This is a genomic window from Biomaibacter sp. TOL, from assembly GCF_059717795.1.
Genome location: NZ_AP046092.1, coordinates 3,661,939 through 3,679,361 on the forward strand (window position 1 = coordinate 3,661,939; position 17,423 = coordinate 3,679,361).

The window sequence follows — 17,423 nt, forward strand, 5'->3', positions numbered from 1 at the left end:
TTGGATGAATTTCAAAAATTACTTAAACAAAGAGCGGAAATAGTGGATGCAGCTCTTGACTTTTATTTACCCCGGGAAGATTTTCCGAAAAAATTGCATCAAGCGATGCGTTACAGTGCTATGGCCGGAGGAAAAAGATTAAGGCCTATATTGGTCATGGAGAGTGCAAAACTTTTTGGTTTATCATTTGAAAAAGTAATTCCCACAGCATGCGGTATAGAAATGATACATACATATTCCCTTATACATGACGATCTGCCGGTAATGGATAACGATGATTTACGGCGTGGAAAGCCTACGTGTCATAAGGTTTTTGGAGAAGCTGTGGCGCTGCTCGCAGGAGATGCTCTTTTGACCAATGCCTTTTCCATTATAGCAAGAAACTCCACAATTGACGGCATATCTTTGCAAGCTGTAATCGACGTCATTGAAAGAATTTCGAAAGATGCCGGAAGTCTGGGAATGGTCGGAGGCCAGACTGTTGATATTGATACTTCAGGTATGGACATAGATAAGGAAACATTGCTCTATATTGACAGGCACAAAACCGGTTGCCTGATACGAGCGTCACTATGGTCAGGCGCCAGACTTGCCGAAGCTTCGGAGCGAGATTTAAAAGCAATAGATGATTATGGAGACAAAATCGGTTTAATATTCCAGATAATTGACGATATACTAGATATAAATGGTGATGAAAAATTACTTGGAAAACAGATTGGCAGTGATGCTAAGAATTATAAGAATACATTTCCTTCATTATTTGGTTACGAAGAATCACTTCGAATGGTTGAAAAACTCTGTAGGGAAGCCAAAGAACTGATATCATCGTTTAATGACAGTTGGTTTTTTATTCAGCTGGTAGACTTTTTAAAAGAAAGACGTTATTAGGCGTTGCATAAATCATAATCCAGTATTTGTGCACTACGTTTTTATAAGCAGGTTATATGTTTGTAAGCCTCTCTTTTTGGTTAATAGGGGCTTATTATCGGTTTGAAGGTAATTTTTTTTTATGATATAATAAATTTCGAATCGAAAAACAGGTGGTACAGTATTCTAGTCAAAATCGCTTCCCTGAAGGCGGGGCTAAAAATCCGTCAAGGGCACATCGATGAAGTTCCTGGTGCTGGCTGCCGACGCCCAGTCGGGGGTTGGTGCTGGGAGTAAGGAAGATGGGGCGATCTACAATGGCATGTGGGCGTTGACCCTACTTCCGTGGAGACCCAAGTTTGTAACTGAAAAGATTTTATAAGTTATGGCTTGGGGTGTGAACCTGCATTCGATTACATGTTGGGTGCAGTGTAGCCTGCCTTGAGTGAAAAGGGTGGAAAAAGGCATTTTAGGCTAAGATTTAAATTGGCCAATTTAAATCTTAGGGAATACCCTTTGAAACCTTTTTTGCAAAAGAGGCTAGGGGAAGATGGATTTTGGTGGGGAAAACCCCTAGACTGTTCCATATGGAAGTGAATTGAGGATTACAGTGTGGACTAAGTGGTAATCTAGCATTGCTTATGGCGACATGGCAAAGGCGGGCTTAAAGGGGAACCGTCTTATCGGCGACGATGAGATGCCTTCCTGGGAAATCCAGCTGGACCTAAGCCACAAAATTTACTCAATTCACTGCCACCTGTTTCGGTGAATGTACGGGAGGTTCAAAGTTGAGTTCTTACTCAAAAAAGAATAGTTCCGGAAAAACAATAAAAAAGGTAAAAAATAATGAAATTAGCGGAAACACAAAAGCAAAGTGGGTATATTGGGTTTTTTTCTTAGCTTTTGGGTTATCCGTTTTTTTTAGTTTTATATCTGAAACCGTTTTGGATAGGGTTAACATAATATTTTCTGTTTTTTTATTACTCATAATAATAACAATAGGTATTCTGTTTGATATTATAGGCATTTCCGTTACTTCCGCCAGCGAAACTCCTTTTCACGCTATGGCCGCGGATAAAGTTCCCGGTGGAAAAGAGGCGGTAAAATTGATACGCAATGCAGATATAGTGTCGAATTTTTGTAATGATGTGGTTGGAGACATCTGCGGGATAGTAAGCGGTGCAGCTGGAGCCGCCATTGTGATAAAAGCGGTTATTGTGGCAAAAAGTATAAACGAAACAATTTTAAGCATATTTATGGCGGGAGCCATTTCTACTTTAACCATAGGCGGCAAAGCTATAGGAAAGGGAATAGCCATAAAAAATTCAAAAAGAGTAGTTTATGGAGTGGCTCTCTTTTTATATATATTGAAGAAGCGACTCGGAATTGATTTTTTTTCGAGTAGCAATAATAGAAAATAACGGCTTGGGGATGGTTTGAGATGTGTAACGCGAAGGAAAGGTTGGATGTCCTTCTTGTACAAAGAGGCTTCTTTCCCAGCAGGGAAAAAGCAAAAGCCGAGATTATGGCTGGAAATATTTATATAAAAGGCAAGATGATAGATAAGCCTGGGACAATGGTAAACATAGATACTGATATCGAAGTAAAAAGAAAAGCGGTACCATATGTCAGCCGAGGCGGATTGAAGTTGGAAAAAGCTCTGGCGGTCTTTAATATTTTACCTAAAGATAAAGTCATCATAGATGCAGGCGCTTCTACGGGAGGTTTTACAGATTGCCTCTTAAAAAACGGTGCTAGGAAAGTTTTTGCTATAGATGTGGGTTACGGTCAGCTTGATTACAATTTAAGGAATGACCCAAGAGTGGTAGTAATGGAAAAAACTAATGTCCGTTATGTAAAATTTGAGGATATAGGGCAAGAGGTGGACATTATAACCGCTGATCTTTCTTTCATTTCTCTTTCAATGGTTTTTGAACCTTTTTTTAATTTGTTAAAAAGTGATGGAGATCTTTTAGCATTAATTAAACCTCAATTTGAAGTTGAGAAAAAAGATGTCGGTAAAAATGGTGTAGTGAAAAGACCAGAATTGCATGAAAAAACTCTTAAGAAAGTCATAAAAAGCGCCAATCAAAGCAACTTTTTCGAATGGGGTCTTGATTTTTCACCGATTACCGGCCCCAAAGGAAATATAGAATTTCTTGGTTGGTTTAAAAAATATCCAAGGCAGGATGGAATAATAAATATAGAAAAAGTTGTTGAAAACGCTCATTTACAATTACTTCAACAAAAGGAAAATTGAATTTTTTGTAGAATTATTGTAAAGAAGGTAAGTTAATGAACAATATGTATTATATAGCTCTCTGGATAATTATCGGTGCTGTGGCGACTGCAGCATATTTAAAGCATCTTAAAAAATTGAAAATAAAAAAGAGAATTTACAAGGCTAAAAAAAGTGAACTCAAAGCAATGGAGTTGTTGAAAAAAAATGGTTTTGAAATAGTTGATATTCAAAAGGAAAGTTATTATACAATTTTAATTGATGATAAACCGTATAAAGCAGCCGTTAAAGCGGATATGATTGTAAAAAAAGGCAATAAAACCTTTGTGGCTGAAGTAAAATCCGGCGAATTTTCTCCTTCGCCGAGATTCATCGATACCCGGCGGCAACTTCTGGAATACTATCTAGTATATAGACCCGGCGGCCTGCTTCTGGTTGATATGGAGAGGGAAAAAATAAGGAAGGTAGAGTATTCTATTGTAAGTAATGAACATCGTTTTTTTGTAAATTATTTCGGATGGACTGCTGTTATTTTCTTTGCCGGATTTGTCATAGGTTTTTTATCCAGAGGTGGTTAAACATGAAAACAATAGGCTTATTTCCGAACCTCTCTAAAAAAAATTCAGCTCGGGTGACAGGTGCTATAATTAACTGGTTTTGTGAAAAAGATTACAGGGTTTTATTGCCCGATAATATTGCAAAGTCATTGGATGCGGCCTTATTTAGTATCGAAAGCGATAAAATTTTTAATAAAATAGATTGCGCCGTGACACTTGGGGGTGACGGAACTCTGCTGAGCCTTGCGAGGCAGCTGGCACCCTATGAAGTTCCCATACTTGGAATAAACATGGGCCATATGGGTTTTTTAACGGAGATAGAACTTCCTGATTTATATAAGGATCTGGAGTTATTTATCGCAAACAAATTTTTTATCGATACCAGGATGATGCTGGAAGCGCAGGTTGTCAGGAAAAATCGTTTATTAGAAAGATTTATAACCTTAAATGATGCAGTAATAACCAAGGGTCCTTTTGCAAGATTAATAAGATTAAAGGTTTTTTCCAACGGAGCATATATTGACACATATCCTTCTGACGGTCTAATAATTTCTACACCTACGGGTTCAACAGCCTATTCTCTTTCCGCCGGTGGCCCTATAATTAATCCGGATATGGAACTTTTATTGCTGACACCGATATGCCCCCATACTCTTCGAAGCAGGTCAATAATAATTTCAAAGGATGATATTATAAAAATACAGGTTATCGCCGAACATCCCGAAACAATGCTTACAGTAGACGGACAGCAGGGTTATAGGCTCCTACCCGGGGATGAGGTGATCGTAAAAAGGTCCGATTACCATACCAGGCTTATAAGAATTAAAAAAAGAAGTTTCTATGATATTTTAAGAAAGAAGTTGACCGAGGTTAATTTTAGTGAGTAGGAGGTGCCCTTTTGAAAGCAAAAAGACACATGAAAATAAGGGAGATAATCAAAGAAAAACCGATTGAAACCCAGGAGGAGTTGGCGGAAGAATTGAGAAAACAGGGTTTCAATGTTACTCAAGCTACGGTATCCCGGGATATTAAAGAATTAAGGCTAATAAAGGTTTTGCGAGATAATGAACATTACTGTTATGCCGAACCAGACAGGACTGCATATATTTCGGACAAATTTCTCAGAATGTTGAGAGAGTCCATTATCAGCATTGTACCTTCAGAAAATCTTATTGTAATCAAAACCCTTACCGGGACTGCTTCAGCTGCAGCCGAAGCCATAGACGGTTTAAACTGGAATGAGATTATAGGGACTATCGCTGGGGACAATACCATCTTGGTTGTAGCAAGTTCAAAATCGGTGGTTAAAGATATCGTTGAAAAATTTGAGAACATTATAAAATAAGGAGGCAAATTAATGCTCCTTAAACTCCATATAAAAGACTTTGCGTTGATAGATGATATCGAAATAAATTTTAAAGATGGCTTGAATATCCTCACTGGCGAGACCGGGGCCGGAAAATCCATTATTATCGATGCCATAGGTGTACTTATAGGAGAAAGGGCATCCAGTGAATACATCAGGACAGGCAAACAAAGTTCCATCGTTGAAGCTGTTTTCGATTGCAATAACGATAATATAACAAAGATACTTGAAGAGTATGGAATAGAAAAAGAAGATGATCTGCTTTTTATAGATAGGGAAATAACAAGCCAGGGAAGAAATTTCTGCCATATAAACGGAAAGATAGTTCCGACTTCTGTTTTAAAAAGAGTAGGTAAGCACTTAATAGATATTCACGGTCAACATCAGCATCAATCTCTCCTTGACAGTCAGAATCATCTACAGTTACTGGATTTGCTTGGGTCGGAAGCTATTGCAGAGGCAAAAAAACAGGTATCGGAATTTTACAGAGAGTACCGACATCTTATAGGGATGATTCAAGAAATGGATAGAAAAAGATCCGAATTTAATAAACAAAGGGATAGATTGAAGTTTGAGGTTGACGAAATAGAGAAAGCCGCTTTAAAACCGAATGAAGATGTATTGTTGGAAGAAGAAAAACAAATCTTAGAGAATTCAGAAAAAATATTTCAAGTTTTAGAATCAAGTTATAATATTTTATACCGGGGGGAAGATGCTCCATCTATAGTAGATAATATTAATAAAATAATAAATGGTTTTGAGGAAATAAAAAGCTATTACAAGTCTGTGTATTCCTCCCTTGATTTTTTAAAAAATGCGCTGTATGAATTCGAAGATCTTGCTTCAAATATTAGGGCTTTACGCGACTCAATAGAATTTGATCCTCAAAGATTGGATGAAATACAGTTGAGACTTGAACTGATAGACAGACTTAAATCCAAATATAATATGAATATAGGCGAGCTTATAGAATATAAAAAGCAGGCCGCCGCCCGGTTAGAAGAAGTTTATAATATCGATGAGGAGATTAATGACTTAAATATAAAACTAAAAGATATAGTGTCCAAGCTGACAGAAAAAGCCTTGCATCTTCATTCCTTAAGGGTGCAAACTGCCGCAAAACTGGAGAGTGATATTTCAAAAGAACTCAAAGACCTGGGGATGAAAGATGTCAAGTTTTCTGTAAATTTCACTCAAGGTCCTGATGATAATGGTATGGAAGCAGACAAATCAAAAGTTAATCTCACTGAAGAGGGTTTCGACCGGGTGGAATTCATGATTTCCACCAATCCCGGGGAACCGTTAAAACCTCTGTCAAAGATTATTTCCGGCGGAGAAACATCGCGCATCATGCTGGCATTAAAAAATATTATGGCAAAAGTGGACAATATTCCATGCCTTATTTTCGATGAAATCGATACAGGAATTGGAGGGAGGACAGCGCAAATAGTCGGAGAAAAGCTTTCAATGGTAGCAAGAAGCCACCAGGTTTTATGCGTGACCCATTCTCCACAGATAGCAAGTCTTGGCGACAGTCATTTTTTAATAAAAAAGCAAACTCTGGATGGAACAACATTTACACAAGTTTTAGAGTTAACCGGTTCCGAAAGAGTTAAAGAACTGGCAAGGATGCTCGGAGGAGCAAAAATTACGGAAAATACTTTAACCCATGCTAAAGAAATGCTGGAAATGGCAAAAAAAACAAAAAATCTTTAAAAAGCCTGAATAAAAGGCTTATTTTTTTGCAAAAAAATACATTTTTGTTACGGTATAAAAAGATTTTTTAAAGGTTATGTTATTCTTCAGACCCTATTTTTATGCCGTAATGAGGAGTGATATTTTGCAAAAAAAAATATCAAGAAAAATTCTCGGTATTTTTCTGGCTTTTATCATTATATTTTCTGCGTTTGTTCTGGATTATTACCGTTTTTATGATTTCCCGGATGAAATTAGAATAATTGAAGGTAAAAAACAGGAAATCATACTTAATGTTCCCATGATTTTTCAGTTATTTTGTGATGAAAACAATTTTTTAACAATAAATGGATCTCGAATTAAGGATAAATTAAGTTTAAATTTGAAAAATCCATTTGTCATTCAATCATCAAAACTTGGAACATACAATCTGGAATTCAGGCTTTTTGGAGTTATCCCGGTAAAAAAAATGAAAGTCCACGTTTTGCCCGAGACTAGAGTCATTCCAGGCGGGCATTCTGTAGGTGTAAAATTGAGACCAAACGGGGTTATAGTAGTAGGGTTTGCCTCTGTTATAGACGAAAACGGAAAGAGGCATTATCCCGCCCATGAAGCGGGTATAGAAATCGGAGATACTATTTATATGGCAAATCACCAGAAAATTTATCAGGCGGATGAATTGTCCAAGATAGTGAATAATGACCAGGACAAAACCGTAGTGCTTTCAATTAAAAGAAACGACAGAATAATCGAGACTAATTTAAATGCAGTAAAAAGTGCATCTGGACTGTATCAAATCGGATTATGGGTGAGGGATATAGCTGCGGGTGTAGGGACATTAACATTTTACGATCCTCAAACAGGATATTACGGTGCGCTTGGTCATATTATTTCGGATGCTGATACGGGAAAAATCATTGAAATAGGCGAAGGTGAAATAATAAGAGCAAAGGTGACGTCGATAGAGCCCGGGCGAAAAAGCCAACCGGGCGAGAAGAGAGGCATGTTTGTCCATGAAGACAAGATAATAGGTAATATCCTGGCAAACACTCCACATGGCATTTTCGGGAAGGCTTACATTCCTTTTCAAAACCCGTTTTACGACTCTTTGCCAATAGCGTCCTTGACACAAGTTCATGAAGGAAAAGCCAGTATTTTAACTGTAATTTACGGAGAAAAAATAGAAAAATATGATATAGAAATCCAGAAAATCATGCGACAGACTTATCCGGAAGGAAAAGGCATGATTATAAAAATAACAGATCCGAAACTAATAGAGAAAACCGGTGGGATTATTCAAGGAATGAGCGGAAGTCCGATTATTCAGGATGGATATCTTGTGGGAGCTGTAACTCACGTTTTTGTAAATGATCCCACAAAAGGATACGGAATCTTTGCTGAATGGATGATGGATGAGGTATTAAAATTAGAGTCCGAAACACAGGTGATGAAAAATTTTTAAAACATTTTTTGGTATAATAGGAGGAATATACCATAGTTTGTCGAATATAAAAAATATAATGTTACAAAATAAGGGGGGTTTTTCTTGAAAGATACAAAAAAAATAAGGTTGTTAATTGCAGATGACAACAAAGAGTTCTGCAACATGCTTCAGGAATTTTTCCAGAGCGAAAACGACATGGAAGTAATTGGTATCGCTTATGACGGCTTGGATGTCCTGGAAAAAGTTGAAGAATTGTCTCCCGATGTCTTAATACTGGATCTTATAATGCCAAATCTTGACGGGTTAGGGGTTATAGAAAAGCTGGCAAATAATCCTAAAAAACCAAAAATAGTAGTACTTTCCGCAGTTGGGCAGGACAAAATTACCCAAAAAGCAATAAATCTTGGAGCTGCCTATTATATTGTAAAACCATTCGACCTGAATATACTCATCGAACGAGTCCGGGAAATTATGGAAAATAACTTTAGTACAAAAAGGCAAAGAAGTGTAGCCAGCCCCGGTGAGCGGAAGGATAATCTAGAAATAGATATCACCAATATTATTCATGAAATTGGTGTACCTGCTCACATTAAAGGATATTTTTATCTCAGGGAAGCCATTTATATGGTTATAAACAATGTGGAGCTTCTTTCTGCAGTTACAAAAGTCCTTTATCCCACTATTGCCAGTAAGTTCAATACCACTCCAAGCAGGGTTGAAAGGGCTATAAGGCATGCGATAGAAGTAGCATGGAACAGAGGCTGCATAGAAACCATAAATAACTTGTTTGGGTATACAATACCTAAGGACAAAGGCAAACCGACAAATTCCGAATTCATTGCCATGATTTCCGATAAGTTGAGGATGGAAAGAAAAAACGGTTTAAGCGCGTAGTTACGCGCTTTTTCAATTTTAATTCAATTCATTTGTTAGCATTTCAGATACGGTTTTATATAACCGTGCTTTTTGTCTTAAAAAAAATAAAATATCTCTTGATTTGCCTATAAGATAAAAACCATTTTTAAAAATTATATATTCTATCTTTACCACTCCTTTAAGTTGTTTTAAAATATTATATGTATTACAAAAAAAATGATTCATCAGGAGATGTTAGAATGAAATTTTATGAAAATACCATAAGTTCTAGGCTGATTTATTCAGGAAAGATTTTAACCCTCCGTTTGGATGAGGTAAAACTTCCCAACGGCAAAACCTCCACTAGGGAAATAGTGGAACACCCTGGAGCTGTCGCCATTGTAGCCTTAAATGAAAAAAATGAAGTTTTAATGGTAAGACAATTTAGAAAGCCTGTGGAAGAAGAACTTCTTGAACTTCCGGCAGGAAAACTGGAAAAAGGAGAACAGCCGGAAATTTGCGCTCAGAGAGAACTCATGGAGGAAACCGGCTTTTTTGCCCGCAGTTTGCGTTATATTACGGCTTTTTACACTTCACCGGGTTTTTCGAGCGAAAGAATGTATTTGTATTTAGCCAGGGACCTTGAGAATAATACAAAGCTTGCAGATGAGGATGAATTTATAGACCTAAAAATTATTCCTTTAGAACAAGCGGTGAGGAAGATATATGACGGTGAAATAAGAGATGCCAAAACTATTTCTGGTTTGCTGCTGGCTTACAATATGTTGAAATTAGAAAAAGAATAGAATAATTATATATAAAAATCATATTCTTCTTCCGCCCGGCATAATATTTTTATGAAATGGACGGGGGAGGGATATCTTTGAATTATTTCCCCAGAATGATACTGGATTATTTTAAAAAAAATATAGTGCTCTATGTTATTATAATTCTGCTTTTCATTGGGGGAACTATTTGTGGGAGCATCGCAGTTAATATGATGTCAGATGTACAAATACAGGCTATATTGAATTTTATAAACGGATTTTTTGCTAATATTAAGAATATCAATGTGGATTCTGCGACCATTTTTTATATATCCATTTCAAACAATTTAAAAACGGCTGTCATCCTTTGCATACTCGGTTTGACCATAATCGGCCTGCCGCTTATTCCGGTTTTGATTTTTTTCCGGGGGTTCGTGTTGGGTTATACAGTAGGTTTTTTTATCGGAAGCATGGGAATTAAAGGCATACTGTTTTCTCTTTTATCTATTCTTCCGCAAAATGTTTTAATAATACCTTCAATTATTTCTATCGGTGTTGCAGCAATGACTCTTTCTTTGACGATTGTAAGAAGCAGGCTATGGCATTATGTTGAAGATTATTCGCGGCTTTTATTTGGGTATTTCTTATTTAATCTCACTTTTTGTATCATTCTTATGTTGGCAGGATTGATAGAAGGCTATATTTCACCGGTTTTTATTAGATTGCTGACGTCCTATATTTAATATTCGTATCTCCAAAAATAGTTTTTTGGAGTTTTTTTTATTTGAGAAGGAATCGAGTAGTTTTTATTGAATATTTAATAATAATTATAAGGGGGAATTTTATGGATGAGCTATTGATAAAATATATAGAATTTTTATCAGTCGAAAGAGGGTTGTCAAAGAATACTATAAATTCATATAGAAGAGATTTGAAAAGTTACATAGGTTATTTGAAAATGCAAAGGATTAATGACATAAATTGCATTACAAGGACTGTCATAGTTTCGTATTTAATTCTAATGCAAAAAAAAGGCAAAGCCAGCAGCAGCATATCCAGAGCCTGTGCAGCCATAAAGTCTTTTCACCACTTTCTGGTGATGGAGCGTCTTGCCGAAAGAGATCCTACCATAAATCTGGATGCTCCCAAACTCGAGCATCGACTTCCAAGGGTTTTGACATTAGATGAAGTGGAACAGCTGTTAAACCAACCCGATATTTCCACTGTATGGGGCATAAGAGATAAAACCATGCTGGAACTTCTATATGCCACAGGTATAAGAGTATCTGAATTGATAATTATAAAAGTCGAGGATATAAACATTGAAATGGGATATTTACGATGTTTTGGCAAAGGTGCCAGGGAAAGGATAGTCCCTATTGGGTCGGTTGCTATAAAATATCTTGAAAAATATATAAACGATGTCAGACCACTGTTATTAAAAAAGCAGGACGAGAAAATACTGTTTCTTAACCACCTGGGAAAAGGATTGACCAGGCAGGGATTCTGGAAAATCATCAGAAAATATGCCCAAAAAGCCGGCATTTTAAAAAATATAACACCTCATACCTTGCGCCATTCATTTGCGACTCATCTTCTGGAAAATGGCGCTGATTTGAGGTCTGTCCAGGAAATGTTGGGACATGCCGACATATCCACCACACAGATTTATACTCATATAACAAAGAGCAGAATAAAGGAAGTGTATGACAGGACCCACCCCAGAGCATGAAGGAGGTTGAATACAATGATAGATAGGATTGTACTGATAGTGATGGATAGCGTAGGAATTGGAGAATTACCTGATGCCCGTGATTTTGGAGACGAGGGAAGCAATACTCTTGCGAATACCGCGAGAGCCGTTGGCGGTCTTAAACTGCCAAACCTTGGGAAAATGGGCTTGGGGAATATTTTTCCCATTGCAGGAGTTGAACCGGAAAAGAATCCAATGGGTTGCTATGGGAAATGCACAGAGATTTCCAGAGGAAAGGATACCACCACCGGCCACTGGGAAATGGCAGGTTTAATGTTAAAAAATCCTTTCCCAACATATCCCAATGGATTTCCGGATGAAGTAATAGAGTCCTTTGAAAAAGCAATAGGTAAAAAAGTGCTGGGAAATGTAGTGGCATCGGGTACGGAAATAATAAAAAAACTGGGCATGGAGCATATAAAGACGGGAATGCCTATTGTATATACTTCTGCCGATAGTGTATTTCAGATAGCTGCTCATGAGGATGTAATCCCTGTGGAAGAGCTTTACCGAATTTGCCTAATCGCCCGAAATCTTTTAACTGGCAGGCATGCAGTGGGAAGGGTTATCGCCAGACCTTTCACAGGAACATCACCAGAAGATTTTATAAGGACCGAAAGGAGAAAGGATTTTTCTCTTTCTCCTCCACATAAAACTGTGCTGGACAGAGCTGTTGAAAAAGGTTTTAAAGTATTTGGCATAGGTAAAATCAGGGATATTTTTAACGGTCAGGGCATTACTGATTGCATTCACACATCCAACAATGAAGAAGGCGTAAGAGAGATAATCAGCCATGCCAAAAAAAGTTTTAAAGGCATATTATTTGCCAACCTTGGAGACTATGACACTTTGTACGGTCATCGCAATAATGTTTATGGATATAAAAATGCACTGGAAGCTTTTGACAAAAGTGTTCCAGAAATTCTTGCAAGCATAAATTCCCGGGATTTGTTGATTATAACGGCAGATCACGGTTGTGATCCTACTACCGAGAGCACCGACCACTCAAGGGAATATACGCCGCTACTGGTATTTAGTAAAAGTGAATATTTTATTCCTGGGAAAAACCTTGGTATTAGAAAAACTTTTGCTGATATTGGAGCCACTATATCTGAAATATTCGATCTTGGCAGTTTACCGATTGGAGAAAGCTTCGCAGGAGAAATTTTTATGAAATAAGGGGGCAGAATTAAATGAGAAAAAAGGTTGAAGAAGCTGTTAATGCCATTAAAACTCGATTAAACCTTCAACCTGTAGTAGGTTTAATCCTGGGTTCAGGACTTGGGGGAATAGTAGATTTAATAAAAGATCCCGTGGAAATTGGTTTTAGAGATATTCCCAATTTTCCGGTATCCACTGTCAGAGGTCATGCCGGAAAAATGGTTTTTGGAGAACTGGAAGGGGTAACTGCCGCAATAATGCAAGGGCGCATACATTATTACGAAGGATATGATTTAAAAAAGGTAGTGTTTCCTGTGTATGTCTTAAGTCAACTTGGAATTACAAATTTAATAGTAACCAATGCTGCCGGAGGTATAAATAATGATTTTAAACCTGGGGACCTTATGATGATAAATGACCACATAAATCTTTTGGGCAATAATCCTTTAATCGGTTCTGAAGAAATGGGACCCAGGTTTATAGATATGAGTCAAGCTTACAGCCCGGAACTGAGGGAAATCGCAAAAAGGGCAGGCAGGACCCTGAGCTTACCTCTACATGAAGGAGTGTATGCGTGTATGACCGGGCCAAGTTACGAAACTCCGGCGGAGATAAGGATGCTAAAGACAATGGGTGCCGATGCTGTAGGAATGTCTACTGTTCCGGAAGTTATTGTCGCAAGGCAATGCGGAATGAAGGTATTGGCCATCTCTTGCATCACAAATATGGCTGCTGGTATAAATCCCCATGCGCTGAGCCATGAAGAGGTAATGGAAGTAGCCAAAAGATCAGAAGAAATGCTTGCAACTCTTTTAAAAGAAATTGTAAGGCAGATTTCAGCTTTATAATATCATTCCTTGATGTTTTGAATAACATTCCTCCCCATTGGAAAGTCTATATATAAAGGGAGGAATGTTTAATATGGTTTTACACAGTAAAAAAAGGTATATCATATTTTTTTTAATAATTAATCTTATTGTTTTGAATGTAAACAGTATAACCCTTGCTCAAGTCCAGCCCGAAATAAAATCTCCTTCTGCTATTTTGATTGATGCAGGTACTGGAACAGTCCTTTTTGATAAAAATTCTCATCAGAGGCTCGAACCTGCCAGTATCACAAAAATTATGACACTATTGCTGGCATTTGAAGCCCTTGATCAGGGGAAGGTTAAACTGGAAGACAAAATAAAAGTCAGCGAAAGAGCATGGAAAACAGGAGGCAGTCAGGTATTTTTAGGTCCGGGTGAAGAGCAAACTCTTGAAACATTATTGAAATGCATTACCGTCGCTTCTGCCAATGATGCTTCAGTAGCTGTAGCCGAATATATTGGAGGTAGTGTCGAAGGCTTTGTAAAAATGATGAACGACAAAGCTAAGGTTCTTGGGCTTCAGGATACCAATTTTATGAATCCTCATGGGCTTTCGGAACCGAATCATTATACCAGCGCCTATGATGTAGCCATGATGTCAAGAGAATTGTTGAGATTTCACAATTTTTTTACTTGGTCTACGGTGTGGATGGATTATCTTGAACATACGGATAAAAAACGCGATGCCACAATGCTGGCAAACACCAATAAATTGTTGGGCAAATATGAAGGCCTTGATGGAATAAAAACGGGTTTTCATCAGAAGGCGGGTTATTGTTTTGCAGGTACTGCTAAAAGAGGAGATTTCAGGCTGGTTTCTGTGGTAATGGGCAGCGAAAATTCAAGCCAGCGGTTTGAAGATACGGTTAAATTACTTGATTACGGGTTTGGGCATTTTAATTCCGTTTTGATAGTGAAAAAAGGCTCCGTGCAGAAAATTTTGCGTGTAGAAAAAGGTTTTTTGAAAGAGGTGAACCTAATCGCTGAAAGCAACTTGAGTGTTTTAACTGAAAAAGGTAAGGATAGCGGAATAAATACTAAAATTGAAGCCCCGGATAAATTGTTTGCTCCTCTTAATAAGGGACAGGTTGTCGGCAAAATAATAGCTGAACAGAATGGCAAAAAAGTAGGTGAGGTAATGCTGGCAGTTTCTCAGGATGTAAAAAAGGCAGGTATGCTGGATATGGTCAAAAGAATTCTTGAAAGATGGTTTAATTTTTAACATTATTTTTTTAGGCACAGCTTTGTAAACAGCTTGAGCTGTGTCTATTTTTTTGTAATTAGCAGGAATTTCCTCTAGATTGTAGAATACTATTATGTACGACGGGGGGTGAAGCAGCGTGAATTCTGTTATTAAAATCACGGGTGATATGATGATAGTTAATTTAAAAGGAGAGCTAGATCATCACACATCTCATTTAGTGAAAATGCAGATTGATAGCTATTGTCAAAAAAACTCTATTAAAAAAATATTATTTAATTTTAAAAATGTTACATTTATGGATAGTTCAGGAGTTGGAATGATAATAGGGCGCTACAAGGCCTTACAAAAAATCGGAGGCATAGTGGGAGTGACCAATATTAATGCAAAGATAAAGAAAATATTTGAAATGTCAGGCATTTTTAGCATATTACAGTATTACAACGATGAGAAAGAAGCAATGGAAAAATTGTAGGGAGTGATATTATGGAATTATTGAATGAAATGCAGCTTGACTTTTTAAGCAAGTCCGAAAATGAAGCTTTTGCCAGGGTAGTGGTAGCTGCCTTCGCATCCCAGTTGGATCTGACACTGGACCAGCTCGCCGACATAAAGACCGCTGTGTCTGAGGCTGTGACAAACTCAATAATTCATGGATATGAAGATAAGCCTGGCATAATCAGGATACAGGCAAGGCTTTATAAAGAGAGGATCGAGATTGTTGTCCAGGACTGGGGAAAAGGAATCGAAGACATTGAAAAGGCAAGACAACCCCTGTGGACGTCAAAACCGGAACAAGACAGGTCGGGAATGGGTTTCACCATAATGGAAAACTTTATGGACGAACTCGAAGTAGAATCCCGTTCCGGAGTTGGGACTCTTGTAAAAATGGCTAAAAATTTTAAAGATGACAGGATTTTGAGGTAATATCTATGAATTCGAATGATTCTATGGAATTGTTAAAAAGGGCCAAACAGGGGGACGATAAAGCGAAGGAAGATCTGGTGTCACTTAACCTGGGTCTTGTCTGGAGCATCGTAAAAAGGTTTAACAACAGGGGTTATGAATTGGAAGATTTATTTCAAATCGGCAGTATAGGGTTGCTTAAAGCGATAGATAAGTTTGATTTTTCATATAATGTAAAGTTTTCTACATATGCGGTTCCCATGATCATGGGGGAAATCCGCAGGTTTTTAAGAGATGATAGACCTGTAAAGGTTTCCAGATCTTTAAAGGAACTATCGGCAAAAGTACAGAAAGCCAGAGAAACACTGGCTAAATCCCTTGATAGAGAGCCGACTGTAAACGAGTTAGCGGAAGAGATAAATATATCTCCTGAAGAATTGGTGATGGTTATGGAATCTTCTCAGGCGCCAGTTTCATTAAATGATGTGGCTTTTCAGGATGAAGGGGCACCTATATATTATATTGACCAGATCGCAACCGATGAAATCCATCAGAATCAATGGCTGGACAGAATAGCATTGAAAGAAGCATTATCCAAATTAAACAAGGAAGAAAGGCAGATTATCATATTAAGATATTTTAAAGACAAAACACAGATGGAAGTTGCGGCAACTTTGGGGATAACTCAGGTACAGGTATCAAGAATGGAAAAAAAGATATTAAATAAAATTAAGGAATTGATTTCATAAAATATAGCCGAAACCAGGCTAATTTTTTTTGAATAAAAATTTTTGTGTCAAACAATAATAAAACAAGAGGTGAATCTGATATGAATATAATTCAAAAAAGAATAACTGTGATAATATTGATATTAATATTATTTGCGGTTTCTGGACTTGTCATAGCAAAAAATATATATAATAACAGAATGCCAAAAAGTGCCAAACTTGTATTGCATTTAGAGAATAACAGCCTGATAACGGGAAAAAATAAAATCGTAACTTCACATAAAGGAGGAAAATTTTTATGACTGTTAAAATTGTGGAAGTAGTAGGCGAATCAAAAAACAGTTGGCAGGAAGCAGTGGAAAATGCCGTAAAAGACGCCAGCAAAACCATAAGAAATATTTCCGGAGTGGAAGTTTTAAATAACACCGCAAATGTTCAGAATGGAAAAATTATAGAGTATAAGGCCGATGTGGCAATTGCTTTCAAAGTAGACGGATCAACCGAATCTTAGAAAAAACGGGCACGTAAGTGCTCGTTTTTAAACCTGAATTAAAGGGAGATTTGTATGCAGAAACTCACAAAAGAACAACAGGATTACCAAAATTTTGTCAAGCAAAAGAGGCCAAAACCTCCTTATTTAAAAAATATTTTTATGGCTTTTGTAGTAGGCGGATTGATTTGCGTAATAGGCCAGGGTATAATGAACTTTTTTATTTCCAGAGGTTTGAGCGCAAAAGAAGCCGGAGCCCCAACATCAGCCACCATGGTTTTTTTGGGGGCTTTCCTTACCGGACTTGGAATTTACGATAAAATAGGCAAAAGGGCTGGAGCCGGTTCTATTGTTCCGATAACGGGTTTTGCCAATTCAATAGTTTCACCCGCCATGGAATTTAAAAGAGAGGGTTATGTCTTTGGAGTGGCGTCTAAAATGTTCGTAGTAGCGGGACCTGTGCTGGTCTATGGTATGACTTCTGCGTTTATTATAGGTTTTATTTATTATTTACTAAAGCTATAG

Annotated in this window: 21 protein-coding genes; all 21 read left to right on the top strand. The window is 37.4% G+C overall.

Annotated elements, in window-relative coordinates:
- The 21 genes from AC6I1H_RS18265 (at nucleotide 1) to spoVAC (ending at nucleotide 17,423) form a co-directional block, all read left to right on the top strand.
- Nucleotides 1–888 carry a polyprenyl synthetase family protein gene (locus AC6I1H_RS18265; protein WP_497738928.1) on the top strand — a complete coding sequence of 296 codons (888 nt, stop codon included), beginning with the start codon at nucleotides 1–3 and terminating at the stop codon, nucleotides 886–888.
- Nucleotides 889–1,655: 767 nt separating this feature from the next.
- Nucleotides 1,656–2,288 carry a hypothetical protein gene (locus AC6I1H_RS18270; protein WP_497738929.1) on the top strand — a complete coding sequence of 211 codons (633 nt, stop codon included), beginning with the start codon at nucleotides 1,656–1,658 and terminating at the stop codon, nucleotides 2,286–2,288.
- A gap of 20 nt (nucleotides 2,289–2,308) precedes the next feature.
- The gene (locus AC6I1H_RS18275) at nucleotides 2,309–3,127 is read left to right on the top strand and encodes a TlyA family RNA methyltransferase (RefSeq protein WP_497738930.1); all 819 of its coding nucleotides are present in this window, start codon (nucleotides 2,309–2,311) and stop codon (nucleotides 3,125–3,127) included.
- Nucleotides 3,128–3,162: 35 nt separating this feature from the next.
- A complete protein-coding gene (locus tag AC6I1H_RS18280) occupies nucleotides 3,163–3,684 on the top strand; it encodes a PD-(D/E)XK nuclease family protein (protein ID WP_497738931.1) in 522 nt (173 codons plus the stop codon).
- 2 nt (nucleotides 3,685–3,686) lie between these two features.
- Nucleotides 3,687–4,550: an NAD(+)/NADH kinase gene (locus AC6I1H_RS18285; RefSeq protein WP_497738932.1), complete on the top strand. Its 864-nt coding sequence runs from the start codon at nucleotides 3,687–3,689 to the stop codon at nucleotides 4,548–4,550.
- 11 nt (nucleotides 4,551–4,561) lie between these two features.
- A complete protein-coding gene (locus AC6I1H_RS18290; protein ID WP_497738933.1) occupies nucleotides 4,562–5,008 on the top strand; it encodes an arginine repressor in 447 nt (148 codons plus the stop codon).
- A 12-nt stretch (nucleotides 5,009–5,020) separates the two neighbouring features.
- Nucleotides 5,021–6,745: a DNA repair protein RecN gene (gene recN / locus AC6I1H_RS18295; RefSeq protein ID WP_497738934.1), complete on the top strand. Its 1,725-nt coding sequence runs from the start codon at nucleotides 5,021–5,023 to the stop codon at nucleotides 6,743–6,745.
- 124 nt (nucleotides 6,746–6,869) lie between these two features.
- On the top strand, nucleotides 6,870–8,186 hold the full coding sequence (gene spoIVB, locus AC6I1H_RS18300; RefSeq protein ID WP_497738935.1) for a SpoIVB peptidase: 1,317 nt from the start codon (nucleotides 6,870–6,872) through the stop codon (nucleotides 8,184–8,186).
- A gap of 144 nt (nucleotides 8,187–8,330) precedes the next feature.
- On the top strand, nucleotides 8,331–9,062 hold the full coding sequence (gene spo0A, locus AC6I1H_RS18305; RefSeq protein ID WP_497740854.1) for a sporulation transcription factor Spo0A: 732 nt from the start codon (nucleotides 8,331–8,333) through the stop codon (nucleotides 9,060–9,062).
- Between the two features lie 221 nt (nucleotides 9,063–9,283).
- Nucleotides 9,284–9,829, top strand: a complete 546-nt coding sequence (locus AC6I1H_RS18310) for an NUDIX hydrolase (RefSeq protein ID WP_497738936.1) — start codon at nucleotides 9,284–9,286, stop codon at nucleotides 9,827–9,829.
- A 77-nt stretch (nucleotides 9,830–9,906) separates the two neighbouring features.
- Nucleotides 9,907–10,533, top strand: coding sequence for a stage II sporulation protein M (gene spoIIM, locus AC6I1H_RS18315; protein WP_497738937.1), 627 nt, complete (start codon nucleotides 9,907–9,909; stop codon nucleotides 10,531–10,533).
- A gap of 101 nt (nucleotides 10,534–10,634) precedes the next feature.
- Nucleotides 10,635–11,522 carry a site-specific tyrosine recombinase XerD gene (xerD, locus tag AC6I1H_RS18320; protein ID WP_497738938.1) on the top strand — a complete coding sequence of 296 codons (888 nt, stop codon included), beginning with the start codon at nucleotides 10,635–10,637 and terminating at the stop codon, nucleotides 11,520–11,522.
- A gap of 15 nt (nucleotides 11,523–11,537) precedes the next feature.
- Complete coding sequence (locus AC6I1H_RS18325) at nucleotides 11,538–12,722, top strand: phosphopentomutase (protein ID WP_497738939.1); 1,185 nt, start codon at nucleotides 11,538–11,540, stop codon at nucleotides 12,720–12,722.
- A 14-nt stretch (nucleotides 12,723–12,736) separates the two neighbouring features.
- The gene (locus AC6I1H_RS18330) at nucleotides 12,737–13,552 is read left to right on the top strand and encodes a purine-nucleoside phosphorylase (RefSeq protein ID WP_497738940.1); all 816 of its coding nucleotides are present in this window, start codon (nucleotides 12,737–12,739) and stop codon (nucleotides 13,550–13,552) included.
- 73 nt (nucleotides 13,553–13,625) lie between these two features.
- The gene (locus AC6I1H_RS18335) at nucleotides 13,626–14,795 is read left to right on the top strand and encodes a D-alanyl-D-alanine carboxypeptidase family protein (RefSeq protein ID WP_497738941.1); all 1,170 of its coding nucleotides are present in this window, start codon (nucleotides 13,626–13,628) and stop codon (nucleotides 14,793–14,795) included.
- Nucleotides 14,796–14,913: 118 nt separating this feature from the next.
- Nucleotides 14,914–15,249, top strand: a complete 336-nt coding sequence (spoIIAA, locus tag AC6I1H_RS18340) for an anti-sigma F factor antagonist (RefSeq protein ID WP_497738942.1) — start codon at nucleotides 14,914–14,916, stop codon at nucleotides 15,247–15,249.
- An 11-nt stretch (nucleotides 15,250–15,260) separates the two neighbouring features.
- Entirely contained in the window at nucleotides 15,261–15,701 is a 441-nt protein-coding gene (spoIIAB, locus tag AC6I1H_RS18345) for an anti-sigma F factor (protein ID WP_497738943.1), read from the top strand.
- Between the two features lie 5 nt (nucleotides 15,702–15,706).
- On the top strand, nucleotides 15,707–16,429 hold the full coding sequence (gene sigF, locus AC6I1H_RS18350) for an RNA polymerase sporulation sigma factor SigF (protein WP_497738944.1): 723 nt from the start codon (nucleotides 15,707–15,709) through the stop codon (nucleotides 16,427–16,429).
- 80 nt (nucleotides 16,430–16,509) lie between these two features.
- Complete coding sequence (locus AC6I1H_RS18355; RefSeq protein WP_497738945.1) at nucleotides 16,510–16,710, top strand: hypothetical protein; 201 nt, start codon at nucleotides 16,510–16,512, stop codon at nucleotides 16,708–16,710.
- Nucleotides 16,707–16,919 (top strand): dodecin family protein, encoded by a 213-nt coding sequence (locus tag AC6I1H_RS18360; RefSeq protein ID WP_497738946.1) that lies wholly within the window; start codon nucleotides 16,707–16,709, stop codon nucleotides 16,917–16,919. Before AC6I1H_RS18355 ends, AC6I1H_RS18360 begins: the two co-directional genes overlap by 4 nt.
- Nucleotides 16,920–16,973: 54 nt before the next feature.
- Nucleotides 16,974–17,423: a stage V sporulation protein AC gene (spoVAC, locus tag AC6I1H_RS18365; protein WP_497738947.1), complete on the top strand. Its 450-nt coding sequence runs from the start codon at nucleotides 16,974–16,976 to the stop codon at nucleotides 17,421–17,423.

What these genes read in the sequence shown, in the direction of transcription:
- AC6I1H_RS18275 (WP_497738930.1), top strand. Translation starts at nt 2,309, where the DNA reads ATGTGTAACGCGAAGGAAAGGTTGGATGTCCTTCTTGTACAAAGAGGC.
- AC6I1H_RS18280 (WP_497738931.1), top strand. Translation starts at nt 3,163, where the DNA reads ATGAACAATATGTATTATATAGCTCTCTGGATAATTATCGGTGCTGTG.
- AC6I1H_RS18285 (WP_497738932.1), top strand. Translation starts at nt 3,687, where the DNA reads ATGAAAACAATAGGCTTATTTCCGAACCTCTCTAAAAAAAATTCAGCT.
- recN (WP_497738934.1), top strand. Translation starts at nt 5,021, where the DNA reads ATGCTCCTTAAACTCCATATAAAAGACTTTGCGTTGATAGATGATATC.
- spo0A (WP_497740854.1), top strand. Translation starts at nt 8,331, where the DNA reads ATGCTTCAGGAATTTTTCCAGAGCGAAAACGACATGGAAGTAATTGGT.
- AC6I1H_RS18310 (WP_497738936.1), top strand. Translation starts at nt 9,284, where the DNA reads ATGAAATTTTATGAAAATACCATAAGTTCTAGGCTGATTTATTCAGGA.
- xerD (WP_497738938.1), top strand. Translation starts at nt 10,635, where the DNA reads ATGGATGAGCTATTGATAAAATATATAGAATTTTTATCAGTCGAAAGA.
- AC6I1H_RS18325 (WP_497738939.1), top strand. Translation starts at nt 11,538, where the DNA reads ATGATAGATAGGATTGTACTGATAGTGATGGATAGCGTAGGAATTGGA.
- AC6I1H_RS18330 (WP_497738940.1), top strand. Translation starts at nt 12,737, where the DNA reads ATGAGAAAAAAGGTTGAAGAAGCTGTTAATGCCATTAAAACTCGATTA.
- AC6I1H_RS18335 (WP_497738941.1), top strand. Translation starts at nt 13,626, where the DNA reads ATGGTTTTACACAGTAAAAAAAGGTATATCATATTTTTTTTAATAATT.
- spoIIAB (WP_497738943.1), top strand. Translation starts at nt 15,261, where the DNA reads ATGGAATTATTGAATGAAATGCAGCTTGACTTTTTAAGCAAGTCCGAA.
- sigF (WP_497738944.1), top strand. Translation starts at nt 15,707, where the DNA reads ATGAATTCGAATGATTCTATGGAATTGTTAAAAAGGGCCAAACAGGGG.
- AC6I1H_RS18355 (WP_497738945.1), top strand. Translation starts at nt 16,510, where the DNA reads ATGAATATAATTCAAAAAAGAATAACTGTGATAATATTGATATTAATA.
- AC6I1H_RS18360 (WP_497738946.1), top strand. Translation starts at nt 16,707, where the DNA reads ATGACTGTTAAAATTGTGGAAGTAGTAGGCGAATCAAAAAACAGTTGG.
- spoVAC (WP_497738947.1), top strand. Translation starts at nt 16,974, where the DNA reads ATGCAGAAACTCACAAAAGAACAACAGGATTACCAAAATTTTGTCAAG.